Source organism: Ruminococcus sp. (assembly GCF_019417665.1).
In the GTDB taxonomy this organism is placed as follows: domain Bacteria; phylum Bacillota; class Clostridia; order Oscillospirales; family Ruminococcaceae; genus Ruminococcus_C.
Map to the genome: position 1 here is coordinate 1 of NZ_DXUU01000056.1, position 14,534 is coordinate 14,534.

The 14,534-nt window shown below is 40.8% G+C and carries 12 protein-coding genes and 1 pseudogene; 2 read left to right on the forward strand and 11 right to left on the reverse strand.

Annotated features, from left to right (window positions below; genetic code table 11):
• The first annotated feature begins 205 nt into the window (after positions 1-205).
• Positions 206-1,123, forward strand: coding sequence for a tyrosine-type recombinase/integrase (locus tag QZ375_RS11850; protein WP_295219462.1), 918 nt, complete (start codon positions 206-208; stop codon positions 1,121-1,123).
• Between the two features lie 149 nt (positions 1,124-1,272).
• Here the strand turns inward: QZ375_RS11850 and QZ375_RS11855 are convergent, their stop codons facing one another.
• The 11 genes and pseudogenes from QZ375_RS11855 to QZ375_RS11905 all read right to left on the reverse strand — a co-directional run bounded on the left by QZ375_RS11855 (position 1,273) and on the right by QZ375_RS11905 (position 13,015).
• A complete protein-coding gene (locus QZ375_RS11855; RefSeq protein WP_295219464.1) occupies positions 1,273-4,440 on the reverse strand; it encodes a hypothetical protein in 3,168 nt (1,055 codons plus the stop codon).
• 3 nt (positions 4,441-4,443) lie between these two features.
• A complete protein-coding gene (locus QZ375_RS11860) occupies positions 4,444-4,953 on the reverse strand; it encodes a hypothetical protein (protein ID WP_040647086.1) in 510 nt (169 codons plus the stop codon).
• Positions 4,954-4,968: 15 nt separating this feature from the next.
• Positions 4,969-5,370 (reverse strand): hypothetical protein, encoded by a 402-nt coding sequence (locus QZ375_RS11865; RefSeq protein ID WP_295219468.1) that lies wholly within the window; start codon positions 5,368-5,370, stop codon positions 4,969-4,971.
• Positions 5,371-5,703: 333 nt separating this feature from the next.
• Positions 5,704-6,009 carry a hypothetical protein gene (locus QZ375_RS11870; protein WP_295219470.1) on the reverse strand — a complete coding sequence of 102 codons (306 nt, stop codon included), beginning with the start codon at positions 6,007-6,009 and terminating at the stop codon, positions 5,704-5,706.
• Positions 5,978-6,451, reverse strand: coding sequence for a gamma-glutamylcyclotransferase family protein (locus tag QZ375_RS11875; protein WP_295219472.1), 474 nt, complete (start codon positions 6,449-6,451; stop codon positions 5,978-5,980). The genes QZ375_RS11870 and QZ375_RS11875 overlap by 32 nt, the downstream gene beginning before the upstream one ends.
• Before the next feature lie 81 nt (positions 6,452-6,532).
• Positions 6,533-6,676, reverse strand: a complete 144-nt coding sequence (locus QZ375_RS11880) for a hypothetical protein (protein ID WP_295219473.1) — start codon at positions 6,674-6,676, stop codon at positions 6,533-6,535.
• 162 nt (positions 6,677-6,838) lie between these two features.
• Positions 6,839-8,668 (reverse strand): annotated as a pseudogene (gene ltrA, locus QZ375_RS11885) (group II intron reverse transcriptase/maturase).
• A gap of 714 nt (positions 8,669-9,382) precedes the next feature.
• Positions 9,383-10,261: an amidoligase family protein gene (locus QZ375_RS11890; protein ID WP_295219474.1), complete on the reverse strand. Its 879-nt coding sequence runs from the start codon at positions 10,259-10,261 to the stop codon at positions 9,383-9,385.
• A gap of 43 nt (positions 10,262-10,304) precedes the next feature.
• The gene (locus QZ375_RS11895; RefSeq protein ID WP_295219475.1) at positions 10,305-11,924 is read right to left on the reverse strand and encodes a recombinase family protein; all 1,620 of its coding nucleotides are present in this window, start codon (positions 11,922-11,924) and stop codon (positions 10,305-10,307) included.
• The gene (locus QZ375_RS11900; protein WP_295219476.1) at positions 11,860-12,801 is read right to left on the reverse strand and encodes a recombinase family protein; all 942 of its coding nucleotides are present in this window, start codon (positions 12,799-12,801) and stop codon (positions 11,860-11,862) included. Before QZ375_RS11900 ends, QZ375_RS11895 begins: the two co-directional genes overlap by 65 nt.
• Before the next feature lie 4 nt (positions 12,802-12,805).
• The gene (locus tag QZ375_RS11905; RefSeq protein WP_295219477.1) at positions 12,806-13,015 is read right to left on the reverse strand and encodes a hypothetical protein; all 210 of its coding nucleotides are present in this window, start codon (positions 13,013-13,015) and stop codon (positions 12,806-12,808) included.
• On the opposite strand from QZ375_RS11905, the gene QZ375_RS11910 reads away from it, so the two are divergent.
• Positions 13,014-14,507 carry a phage tail tape measure protein gene (locus QZ375_RS11910; RefSeq protein WP_295219478.1) on the forward strand — a complete coding sequence of 498 codons (1,494 nt, stop codon included), beginning with the start codon at positions 13,014-13,016 and terminating at the stop codon, positions 14,505-14,507. The two genes, QZ375_RS11905 and QZ375_RS11910, sit on opposite strands and share 2 nt — an antisense overlap.
• The last annotated feature ends 27 nt before the right edge of the window (positions 14,508-14,534 follow it).

Sequence of the window (14,534 nt, forward strand, 5' to 3'; positions counted from 1 at the left end):
GCATTTTTCTATCCATTTTAAATCTCCTAACATACGATAATAAAGAGTTATCCTGCGTTAAGTTTTGATAATACTATTATACACCCATTTTCCTTCAAAATCAACATATTCTCGCCGATTTTTCCAAGAAACTCATCGACGCCATTCGACAAAAAGTGCATTACAATATATAATAGAATCAATCCCAAACAAAGGAGTAACTACCATGATAAACTTAAACCTGCAAATAGAACGATTTCTTAACTATTGCAAGTCCAGGAAAGCTCTGAACGATAAAACCATCAAAGCTTACAGAATCGATCTTAGGCAATTCTCTGAATATACAGACAATACATTTTCCAAAGAAACGATTTGCCAATACATCGACATGCTTCACGAACGATTCAAGCCCAAGACAGTAAAACGGAAAATTGCTTCCATAAAGGCCTTTACCCACTATCTTTTGATTCAAGAAATCATCGAGATCAATCCGTTCAATAAAATTGACGTTTCCTTTCAGGAGCCAACAATTCTTCCCAAAACGATTCCTCTTAATGTAATCAACAGTCTGCTTACCTGTGCTTACAATTCATTTTCACAAGCTGAAACAGATTATCAAAAACGATGCAGGACTCGTGACATTGCAGTTCTTGAAATTCTCTTTGCAACCGGAGCCAGAGTTTCTGAAATCTGTAATCTGACACCCACATCTGTAGACTTGACCAATCATACCATCAAGATTTTCGGAAAAGGTTCCAAGGAACGGATGATACAGATTGAAAACACCGATGTTTTAAAGGCACTTCAAACCTATTATAATCTATTCCAAGAGGACATAACGACGTGTGGATTCTTCTTTGTCAATAAGTTGCATCATCGTCTCACTGAGCAATCAGTTCGTGAAATCATTCGAAAATACACAGCTATGACAGGGTACGATATACATATCACACCGCATATGTTCCGTCATTCTTTTGCCACTTTGCTTCTTGATGAAGATGTTGACATTCGCTACATACAGAAGCTATTGGGGCATAGTTCCATCACAACCACACAAATTTATACCCATGTTGCTATGGCAAAGCAAAAAGAAATCCTTTCAGTCAAGCATCCAAGAAATAAGATAAGGGTTAACACAAAATAATATACAATTATCTTCAGTTGTAAAAACATGTGCAATCAAACGATTCTCAAAAGCATCCTTATAAACATATAATCCTAAAATTCTCAAAAAGATCATATATCCAGACAAATTTCGCAGCAATACACAAATAATTACACACGCTTAACTAATCAACTATTCACTCTGAAATAATCCTCTGCCTGTACAATCGTATTCCAAATCTGCTCATCCTTACAGGGATTGATATAACCATCATCAGAAAGCACGCCATACACAGCTTCAATCTTTTCTTTTACTATCTTTGCATATGAATACATATTATTTTCATAACGTTCCTGCTTCACTCCTCGGTTACGCATTTGCTGCTGAGAATGATTCATTCGTTCCAAATGATGCATTTGCATAGAACGTCTTGATACAGTTATCTGCGCTAAAAGCTTTTGCATTTCATCAGATAACTTTACCGCCTCTTCATACTTCTCTACAGCATCCTTTGCAGCATCTATCTTCAATTGATCTTCATAAGAAACTTGATTATTTCTGTTTTCCGATATATCACGAAGCTGATTTACTGTTTCTTTCAACTCGTTTAGAGAAGCAGATCTTTCTGCAATATTGATATTGGATTCTATCACTCCGATATTTTCAAGAAGCCTATTATCCATTTCATCGAAATCAGGCAAGGATTCTCCAAATTCCTGCATATAAGCATCCTGAACAAAATGCATCATTTCTGTATTTCGCTCCAATACATGAGCCGCTTCAGATATATCAAACTTCTGATCATGGTACTGAACACAATTCCTGTAGCGATCTTTTAGATAAACATTAGATACAACGCCGTTTTCCAGATCCTTTACATCTGGTTCTATTTTCTCCATCATGTTGTCAGAAATGGCCTCTCTTCCCTTCGCCGAATCCTGCATCAACGTTTTCTGTACTGACCATTCATGACTGTATTCCTTTCCCAGCGCAACAAAGTCAATACTTAACTGCATATACAATTCGCTTGGATTCGCTGATAACCTTGCTGCTAATCTGCGAATGAAAAACAAGGATGTAACCGATGTGATGACACCCTTTACAAGCTGAAGTACCCCTTCACCAAGCATTCCGGCAAACTGCACTGCTGCCTGAGCCACTGAAAGTGCTGCTTCTGCAACATAAATAGATGCATAAAGCACTCCTTTTGCAATTTCATATCCTGCGATTTCACATCCGATAATCGGTGCATAAAATATTTTTTTGAACCATCCCATATTGCGGAGTCTATTTCTGCATGCATCTATCTGACGATCCAGGTATGAGATTTCATCGTACAATTTCCGTACCTTTGTTTTTGCATCTTCCAGTGATTGCGTTGCGTCATTAATTTTCTTTCTGCAAACTTCGATCGCATGATTCAATCGATCTTTTACCTTTGTCAGTGTTTCTTCTAATTTGTATGTATCAAAAGAAAACTGAAAATCAAAGTTCAACGACTGAAAACTCTGGTAGTTCACATTCAAAGAAAGATGCGTTGTCATGCCCCAGAATGTACTTTCCAGATTGATAATGATCAGGCCTTTTTGATAATACAATTGTGCCTGTTTTTCCGTCAATCCAGCTATTGATATTTTACCGTCAAAATAAAATGACACATCATTTTGAGATGCTTGCAGATAAAATGCAACGCCTTTCGCTGTCGTATCCAGAAATTGCGACAGAACGCTGTTTTCCAGAATTGGGATAGGATTTTCCTGTTGAAAATCAGAGGATGTAATTTTGATTATTCCCAAATCAATATCCGACAGCATGCCAAACGCCAGTGCACCTTCCTGCTGACGGAATGAAAACAAAACTTTCAAAGACAATTGAAACACACAAATTTTTGCACAAAAGAATATTCCCGCACTGACAACCATGCCGTTACCAATTGTGAAAGGTTCTGCCACATCCGAATAATAAAATTGTGGACGCAGATACAAAACACCGTCTTCATCCACATAATAATGACGCATTCTATATTTATCTACAAGTGCATATCCATCATCCTGCGGTATTCGTCCTATAGAAATTGTATTTACATCAATCGAAAGCTGAGATGCCGTAATATTATCATTAAAAAATGCTGCAATCTGCGATAAATCAGCCTTTTCAAACCATTCCATCTGAAATTTATTTCTGCATTCAAAATCAAAGTAGTCGATAGAAATAATATCAAGTGCTTTGATACCTGGAATCAAAAAACCCGTGATGTTTTCAATCAAATCCGATATGGAAAGTCGACTTGTAGCAAAACATAATAATTGCGGTTTTAAGATTCCATTGTATGAAAACTGCATCGCCGCAAATAGATACAACTTTCTTAAATAAATTTCACCAACAATCCCAAAGGTCAACCCCTTGTTATATCCAATTGTAAGAGAAGTGTTTCCGAGGTAAAATGCACCGAAAAGATTGATTGGTTCTTTCGGAATGGCAGATGCTGACAGCATCAGTGAACTGGAAGATAATTTACAGTCAACGCAAAAAGACATTTCGGGAATTGCCATTAACTGAAACATTCCGGAGGCCTGAAAGATCGTGTCAGCTTTACCAGTATCCAGTTCCAGAAATAATTCTTGTATGCTGATAATGTCATTAGAGATCTGTGGGACGGAAAGTACAAAATAAGCGCCTTGTTGTCCTTTTCCTGCGAAAAAGGACAGATTTTCTATACCAAGCAGCTCATGAAAAAACAGATCCAGCAGCCCATTGCATTCCTGTGAAAAGTAATATTCAGAATACAAACAAAAACTGTTTTTCTCGTAGAACCTGGAAGGAGGTAGCAATGTTTCCGCCTTATGAAAAGGTTCTAACAGTCTGCCAATATTAACCGGCTGCAATCCTTTGGAAATATACAGATAAAAATTATCAATGCCAATCAGACGCTTGGCAGTTGCGATAAGTTCTGCAATGAACCCTGAACTCTCTTGTTCTGAAAGTTCGCATAAGAATCCGCTGCCAGAATAACTTCCATCTGAATTTTTTAATCGAATCGCTGTAATACGGAACGACTGCATATCCACAAAAAACATCTCATGGTCATAAGCATAACTGAAACGCAATTCAGCAGATCTATGTGTCAGAAAATCCGGAAGAAGTGTGTGGAATTCATCAGACAGCTTAGAATCGATCAATGCAACGATTGCAGTCATATCAGCATTGTTGATATTCAAATTCCCTTGAAAACAGCTTTCGCCATGCAGTACACTGTATGATGCCGCTGCTTCATAGCCCAGTATCGTTCCACGAACACCAACGCTCATGGAAAATGTTTTTTCTTCTATGGAATCCTCTTTATCTGACCTTTTCATAGATTAAAATGAATCCGGTGTGATCAATGCCATTTTTTCCAGCACAGTCTGACGTTGCGTATTCCAGATATTGAAGCTTAAACTGTCGATCTGGAATATCTTGATTTCCTTTGGAATCAAACCTTCTGCATTGATTTGCAGTGAAAGTGCGTATTCGACTGTCTTTTCTTCCGTTTCGCCATTTTTCTTCGATTCAATATTCAAGAAGAGCATCTTCAAACAGAACTTGACAGAATCAAAATCAATTGCATTCACAACCTGAGGATCTTCCTCTTCTGCAATCTTGCTCTTAACATCATCTTCAGAAAGAGCGCCTTCGCCTGCCATGCCGTTAAACTGACCAATCATTTCCTTCAGTGTAAGCTGTACGTCATTGGAAACATTCGCAGGTGCCAGAAAAATTTGATAGCCGTCTGCTGTCTTTTTGTAATAGGAACTCAAATCTACTCCCATAAATGTAAATTTCAATCCCACGGATAACTGTACCTTTTCTGTTACTTGTAAATTTTTCATATGAATTACCTCCATTCATTTTCCGATCCAACTCATTCTAGCCGCTTTTACCGCACACCTCAATTGTATATTTTTTCCTGGTCCGCTGCTGTTACAACCTCTGCATAATGGAACTATATAAAATTCCTCATCGGGCTGCAAAGCCTGTGTAGGCTGTGATAAGACAACATGCGCTCCAACGAGATCATCTGGATGGCTTGATGTACAATGCTGATTGCAGCATTGTCCGCCAATTTGTATTGTACTGGAGCCAGTTAACACTTCCCATGCATTAATCATCGTTGAATCGTACTCAATTCCTTCGTATATCACTTTATCTCCTGAACTCCCTATTGCATTATACAAAGGCAGATCACAACTCAACTCATCAACACCTACATACATTGATTCCAGTTTCGTATTAAATTCATCCTGCATAACATTTCTCCTTTACATTAAATTTCATTTTCAGTTTAAAGCATCAAGGACTTACAAATACATTCAATGCATAATATAAAATTATCCACTGTCGTTGACATTTATTATCATAATTATACAATATCTCCATTATATTGTCAACGTATTCGACAATATTCGACAAATGATTTTCATAAATATCATTAAATTTTAAATATTGCGAAATATTTTTGAATATTTTCAGTGCCGCTATAAAAACTCTATAACCCAAACACTGCCATAAAGTTAACATAACACAAGAAAAATCTCACGTCAATAGATTCGCACCAAACAGTCGTTTTTCACATGATTTGTTCAATCGTCCTCCGCATACTCTTCCAGCAGCCGCAAATACTCCTTTTCTTCACTATCAATAACATCCTTCGCAAACTGCTCTGCATCCTGCACAGAATTGCTCAAAATCTCAACCCCAACCGCTGCCGTAATCACATCCACCGGAACTTTCTCTGATCTATCAGAAAAAATTTCAATCTGAAATCCATCACAACGAACAATACTCTCGTCTTTTTCTCCCTCTGAATATTCTTCAGAGGCGATATCTTCACATAAAATCCATGATACAACATACTTACATCTCCCATCCCATCTGCATTTCTTCATCCATTTCCAAATTCTCCGATTGAATTGCCTCTGCCAAAGCTGTTTCCAGGTAACTCATATCCAAACCATTTTCTTTGTAGCCTTGTTCAATGATATCATAATACTCCGCCGTCGGAGATTCCAGCGGTCTGTCACCGTTCATGATGTAAACCATGGCTTCAACAGATTCTCCGTTCAACTCAAGGCAAATGCTTTCCTTGCGGTAATATTTTGGAAAGCCCTCGTATCTATCCAAAAAACGTTCATCCTGCGCATTCAGTTCCCAAAGTAAAATCGGGACTTCACTTTCTTCATTCGGCACAACAGTCGCATGATGCCGGAATTGCAGTTCATATCCTTTCAGCATAGTAGTTCCAGCAACCGTAGAATTCGGACAGCGATATGCCATCTGCTCCAGATTGATATTGCTGCCATATGCAGCATATAAAATTTTTTTACCCATAAAAATACCCCTTTACATTGACATGGAAAAGCCCATGCTTTCCTCTTCTTCGTATTCTTCTTCAAAATTGCTTGTAACGGCTTATTCCGGTTCATCGGGTACATTTTCGTATTGTTCCCGAACCTCACTGACACGCTGCTCACGAGTGGCGATACGCTCTTGTTTCAGCCGTTCCCGTTGTGCAATCGCATCCTCCGGATGCCGCCATGAAATACAGCCGTCCAAATGAGAAATCAGATGCTTGCGGCAGTATTGCGATAGGTAAGGTTTTGAAGTAATCTCCGCCTTTTCCCCCGCTTAGCACCGTGCATGCGACTTTCACCGCACACGGCGCCCCATCGGTATTACAAATTTGTCAGATTGGTATTGATTTCAAAGTTTTAAACATTAAATTGCAGGATTACCTGCTAAAATCCGGAATTTATTTATTTTTTCAAGCTGAGATTTATTAGGTTTAACTTTGTCAAGATATGTTTGAATGGTTTCAGATTTTACAGCATGAATCAGCATATGAACGTCTTTATGAACAATAACAAGGTTGTTGTATTCGTCCGTACCGCCCTGACTTGTTGGCTTTTTATGATGACAATGGATTTCATCAATCCAAAGTATTCTGCCAGTAACGGTACATTTTCCGTACTGAGCGGCGTAGAGCGAAACCCTGTTATCCATATATTCAACACTTCTGTTTGGGATAAATTCTTTTGCAAGCATATGAAGTACTGTCATAACGCTTTCATCGAATTTCAGACTTTTATGAATTTCTTCTCTGCCTTCTACTGTATATTTGCATATCTTTCGCTTTCTGTACATCGGGTTCTTGGTCTGCACATATCCTATAGGACATATTGGTTCTTCACATACAAAGCGCAACATTTTACTTTTACCGTAGTGTTCTGCAATATATTTACTGGTAACCGTACCATGTCTTTTAATCTGTCTTTTCAGACGATTATATATTACCCTGCTGATTTGAAACTGAATTGCCATACAATCAGAATTAACTGCCGTTGCATATCTGTAATAATTATGAATGCCAATAACCAATTTGTTGTATTGTCTGATTTTCAATGCTTCTTCTTTGTTGTTTTTACAATGTTCCATTACTTTAATTTGTTCTTTCAGCTTTTCAGTTTCACGCTTTACGGCTTTATCTGACATATGCGACCTGACTACAAATTTTCCTCCTTTCCGAACCGCTTTCAGCTTAAATCCTAAAAATTCAGAGTAATGCTTTTTGAGATTTACAACTTTAGATTTTTCCTCGCTGATTTCAAGTTTAAGATGTTCTTTCAGCCATTTCTTAACAGCAATAAAAATTTTATCAGCGTCACTGCGCTTACGGCAGAAATTTTTAAAATCGTCTGCATATCTAAAAATGTACATTTCTTTTAGCTTCGTTTTTCTTAAAACTTTTACCACATTGCTTTTATCAACCGTTCCATTTTTCATAATTCAGCATTTGTACTGTGTTTGGGTAGGAATATTTTCCCATTGGGAATCTATCCACCAATCCAGCTCATTCAGTACAATATTTGCAAGAAGCGGTGATAATATACCGCCTTGCGGAGTGCCTTTTGTCGGATATATAATATTGCTGTCTGGCAATATTATTGGTGCTTTCAGCATTTGCTTGATTATGCAGATTAGTTGTTTATCATGTATTCCCATTGCCCACATCTGACGTATCAGCTTTGAATGATTTACATTGTCGAAAAAGCCCTTGATGTCAACATCCACTACAAAATGCAGATTCTGTTGCTGTATCATTTTATAGCATTGTGCCAATGCGTTTTCTGCTGACCTGTTTGGTCTGAAACCGTTGCTTCTTTCATGGAATTTTGCTTCGCATATCGTCTCCAGCACCTGCAAAACACACTGTTGAACCAATCGGTCAACTATTGTTGGTATTCCCAATGGTCTGGTATTACCATTAGGCTTTGGGATTTCTACTCGCCTGACAGGTTTAGGTTTGTAAAATTTTAGTTTTCTCTGAATTATCTCAACTAATTTTTCAGCAGATAACTTCTCAATATCTTTGATATTCAGATTATCTGTATCACTTGTATAACTGCCTGAATTTCGCTTGATATTCCTGTATGCAAGCCGTATATTTTCCTCACCTGAAATTATCTTCATGAGCTTTGTGAAAACTTCACCTTGTTTGCTTTTGCCATACAAATTATCAAAGCATTCCTGCAAGTCATAATATTCCAGATGTCTTAGTTTTTTCTACTTTGTCATAGGCAACTCCCCCTTTCAGGTTCGTTTTTCTCGGATAACTCCTAAATCTTACTCAAAGCTATGAATTTCAATACCTATAACGATTTGTAATATCGACTTGTGGCTGTCCCTACGTTTTCCATTACAGAAAACTTCATCGGTAATGCCACGACTTTGCCCACAGTCAAAACAGCTTATTATTCTTCGTCTGTACCGCAATAATGCGTACTGTAGGCTGCCACGTTCCGATAATCCTATCTTTACATATATACTTAGGTGCCATACTATGAGCCTGACGGCTTGGCAGTGCCTGTAACACTGCAAGGTATTTCATATCAAAAAACCTTACTTTACCTCACCATCACTGCACTTCGGCAATCTGCACATTTCTATGCAGTAGAGTTATAGACCCGTACATTCGCAGGTTTGTCAGATGTTCCCATCATTCTCACCATATATATTTTATAGACCCCCGACCTATAGGATACACCGTTCACCTCTGAATAGCTTTCGTTTCTGTTTACACAGTTTTACGGTATCTGTCAGCCGACTTCACCGAGCTTCTAACAAAATCAGTTTCCCAATAATGCCAGTCGGAGTATCAGGGAAGGCGTTTCAAGGCGTTACTCTATCATTCCACCTCTCAGACTATCAGTTCTCCTAATAAGAAAACTGTCACGTTCTTTTATTAGTGCCTGACCTTTTCAGTCAGGAACGTGTCGCACTCTTAAACTCTTCTCCGTTGAGTCCTAGATTGATCAGCCAGACTCTTGCACTGTACCTCAAATTATCACTCTCCGAAATGTGCGGCGAACAGAACTTTTTCGTCAGCGCTGCATTGGAAATGGCAAACGCCAGTGTTACGTAAGAGCGAATCACACCGGCGTGCAAAGAGCTGTTGCAGGCTCTCATCTCCCAATGCCCATTGGCGAAAAAATTGTGTAAATTACAAGCCTTATAGCGAGTGGAACTGTAATGATGATGCACTTCGTTCATATCGCCCCTATACCATAATTTCTGAATTTCCTCAATTGTTTTCGGCTTTTGCTTATTCAGCTTTTCCAGAAAATCTCTGTCCACCTTTTGGCAATAGCCCTCTCGCCGAGGCGATACCTGAAGCATATCAAACAAGAAGTTTTCCTTGCTGGCAAAAATGTTCACCAAGTTTCGCAGGCTCTGCGCCGTATAAGGTGCACCGTCTACATGAATGTGAATACCGCAATTGTACTGTGCTCCGGTTACACCGCCAGCTCTTCTGACCGCCCGGACAATTTCCTGCAACAGTGGAATATCGCTATATTCTAGCACCGGTGTGACGATTTCCACCGCATACTCTCTTGACGCATTGCCGCCATTTCTGTCTACACGCCGAATGCTGGAATCATAAACGACTGCCCATTTTCTATCCTCGCTGTCACAAATATGATACTTGTCGTAACTGCCGCCAAAGTGCTCCGGCACGCTGTCAAATATCCTGCCAATCGCCTTTGCAGCTGCCGCTCTTGTCAGACCTGTACACTCGATTTCCACACCAAATTTCTGCGTTTTAATTCCGTCAAAATTCCCTGACAAATTCTCATCTCCCATAAAAAAAGACCTGCAATGCAAGCCGATTTTTCTTGATATTTCGTTATTTTTCCATTTTCGCTTTTACTTCCACACCGCCTTTGAAAATGATCAGCAATTCCTCTTTCGACAGCACTTTGACGCAGTCAATCAGTTTACGAACAATCACATTGTCGAACACATCGACTTGAAATTGTTCCTGTGTCAGCAATTCCATAGCAGAATCAATTTTATTCTGCGTATCCGCTGAAATATCTGCATTCTTTCGGAGTTCCGAAAGCTTCTCATTTATCTCTTGTTCTTCTGCATGAATTTTTGCAAACTCGCAGTCCAGCTTGTCCTCATCACAGCCACCGCCAGTAATCAGCAGTATCAGATCATTTCGTGCACTATCCAGTTCTTTCAGCCGCTGTTCCAGATACAGAATTTCCTGTTGATTTTTGCACTCCAGAACCGAGCCAATGTTCGCTTTCAGAATTTTTGCGATCTCATCCCCACAGCCGAGATATTCGTTCACCGCTTGCAAAATTGCTCTGTGCAGTTTGTGCTCGTGAATGGTCGGCGATTCCGAACAATACTTTTTCCCATGCTCCAAACGGCTGATGCACCGCCAGACAATCTGCTTTTTCCCGCCAGCCGTCCACGTACATCGCCGATATGGCGTACCGCAGTTGCCACATATCAAAAGTTCGGAAAGCGCATATTTGCTGGAGTATTTGCCTTGTTCAGTTGTTGTCTTATCAGATATTTTACGCTTACTGGAACGCCTTGCAAGTTCTTGTTGTACACGATTAAACGTGTCCCTGTCGATAATCGGTGCATGATGATTTGTCACCAGATACATAGGGCGTTCGCCATTGTTTTTCACAACCTTTTTGGTAATGCAGTCAGCAGTAAAGGTCTTTTGTAAAAGTGCATCGCCCACATATTTTTCATTTTTCAAAATGCTTTTGATATTGGATTCGCTCCAGATTTTATTGCCCATGGCAGTCAGTTCTCCCTTAGATTCAAGGGTAGTTTTTATTCTTGTGAAACTAAGTCCGTCCAGAAATAATTCGTATATCAAACGCACCGTTTCCGCTTCATCAGGCACAATTTCCGGTTTGCCGTCTGCTCCTTTTTGGTAGCCCAGAAGCTTTGAATACTGGAACGCAACCTTGCCCTCTGCATAAGCTTTCTGCTTGCCCCAGCTGACATTTTTGCTGATGGATTCACTCTCAGCCTGAGCGAATGAGCCATACAGTGCAATCATAAATTCGCTTGTCATCGTCAGCGTGTTGATGTTCTCTTTTTCGAAGATTACACCGATTCCAAGGTCTTTTAATTGACGCACATATTCCAGGCAATCCACGGTATTTCTGGCGAAACGGCTGATAGATTTTGTGATGACAAGGTCGATTTTTTGTTTCTTGCACAGCCGGATCATTTTCAGAAATTCTGGTCTTTTCTTTGCTTGAGTCCCGGAAATTCCTTCGTCGGCGAATATGCCAGCCAGTGTCCATTCCTTTTTTCGGTTGATCAAATCCGTATAGTATGCGATTTGCACCTGATAACTGTTTTGCTGTTCCTCCTGTTCGGTGCTGACACGGCAGTATGCCGCCACTCTAAGCTGATGGTATTTACCTCTGTTTTCCGCAGTCTGCGGCTTTGCAGGAATTATCCTGACGTTGGGCGCTGTGATCATTTTGTATCTTCCTCTCTATGATATTTTTGATAGTGACACCGTTAATAAACTCAATTTCAACGATACAAAAATGGCTTACTGAAATTCGTAAAATGCAGGATTTCAATAAGCCAATATCAAGTGTATTCAGTTGTTCATAATTTGCAAGAACTACTCGCAACTGCGTGGTTTTCCTAGGTTTATCGCTGTAGGTGCAGCAGTCATATTTCAGCTCTGCAAGCTTGCATATTTCTTCTTTCGCAATTTCAAAATCAATATCAAGATTGTCCATTAGGCGGTTAATTTCATTCTGCTGACGGGTTACCTCAATACTCGGCGTATAACTGCTGATTTCCGAATTAGCGTCAATTAAATCGGGGTTTGCGATTACCGTATTCAGCGTGTTTAAAATCACGCCAATCAACATTTGATCAGTAATTCTGTGGCTGAATCGTGCACATTCTGGATTGCGGCAGTCCCATTTTTCAGAGCGTGTATTGCCGCCGATTCGGGAGAGTCTGTGACCGCATTCCGTACAATAAGTCAGACTGCGGATCGCTTTTAATTCTTCTGAAATTTCTGTGAATCTATCACTTTTCATTTTCTTTTGCGCATTGGCTGTACAGTAAGTTCCTTCATCGATAATTACCGGATATCCGTTCGTGCCGAGATATTTTTCATTTTCGAGAATCCGCTTTATCATGTTTTTGTTCCACATTGTGTTAATGCCATTGTAGGAAATTTCTTGACTGCTCATCCAATTTGCAATGGCAAGTAGGGAACTACCATTTAAGTAAGCCTGAAATATGTCCTGCACAGCTTTACTTTCCGTTGGCTCTGGCTGAATCTCACCGTTTCGCATCATGTAACCGAACGGGATTGTTCGGTTTTTCTTCATAAATTTACACCAGCCTTTCTATAAATTTCAGACCGCCATATAAGTGAAATTCCAGCGTAATTTGGTCTTTCACAATAATTTTCTCAACCAGACTTTCAAATAGAACCTCGTCAAATTCGGTCATCAAATCCATGCCATTTTCGATAATGGATGCGATCTCCTTAATCTGATCAGATTTCTTGAAAACAGGCTTTGACCAAAAGGTCGAAGGCATGAAAGGCACGATCTCTGCGGCATCTGTGGCAATGGGCAATCTGCTGTCCGATCTGGGCAAGAAAGCTCTGTCTGCATTTGGCGATATGATTTCTTCCGGTGATGAATTCAACAAGGCGATCAATCAGATGTCCGCCTCTACCGGAGCGACCGGTGCGGAGCTGGAAGGGCTACGTGATGTGGTCAAGGACGTTTATGGCAACAACTTCGGGGATTCCTACGAAGATGCCGCAAATGCCGTGGCAGAAGTCACGAAGCAGACCGGACTGATGGGCGAAGAATTGCAGTCTGCCACAGAGGGTGCTATGGCACTGAGTGACACGTTCGGCTATGAGGTGAACGAAAGCACCCGTGCCGCTTCGGCACTCATGAACAACTTCGGCATCAGTGCCGAGGAGGCGTACAATCTCATTGCCGTGGGAGCACAGAATGGTGCAGATCAGAACGGCGATCTGCTGGACACCCTCAATGAGTATTCCACACAGTATGCGGCACTGGGACTTTCCGCAGAGCAGTTCACCCAGAGTCTGATCTCCGGTGCAGAATCCGGAGCGTTCTCCATCGACAAGGTGGGCGATGCGGTCAAGGAATTCAATATCCGCTGCAAGGACGGCAGCGAGTCCACCGCAGAGGGATTCGCCATGATCGGCATGAATGCAGACGACATGGCACAGCGGTTTGCTGCCGGCGGCGATACGGCACAGGAGGCATTTTTTCAGACTGTCCAAGCGTTGGACAGCATTGCTGATCCAGTTGCTAAAAACCAAGCCGCAATTGATCTATTCGGCACGCAGTTTGAGGACTTACAGGCAAATCTGTTGCCCATGCTGGCAAACATGGAAGATGCGTCCGGTGTGACGTATGATGCACTGGGACAGATCAACGAGGTCAAATATGACGACATCGGCAGTGCGGTAGAGGGACTGAAACGGACTGTCAGCGGTTTCTCTCTGGATATGAAGTCCACGCTGTCTGCCGGAGCAGCAGATGCCATTTCCGGTATCATCAATGTGATGAACGGCGGAGATGCTGCTGGGATCTTTGACGGGCTATTTGAAAGCATCAACAGTGTGATCGACTCCATTGGCAGCAGATCCAGTGGCATGGTGGAAGCTGGTAAAAAGATACTGGGCGAATTTCTTTCCGGTATCCAGAAAAACCTGCCTGGCATTCTCAGTGCTGGAACAGAGATCTTAAACAGCATCGTCCAGGGCATTGCAGAAAATGCCGGTGCATTGCTGGAGGCAGGACAGACACTCTTAAACGGCATTATTACAGCGATCGAACAGGCATTGCCGAATCTGCTGCCCATTGCAGTGCAGCTCATCACCACGCTGATCAACGGCTTGTCAGAGGGATTAGTGGCACTGATGGAATATGTGCCCCAGATCATTCTTGCCATTGTCAACGTGATCGTGGAGAATCTGCCCACGCTGATCGTGGCAGCCATTGAAATTCTGAACGCCCTAGTGTACCGACACGATGATATATGAACTAAAAATCATACGCATCAAAGCTCA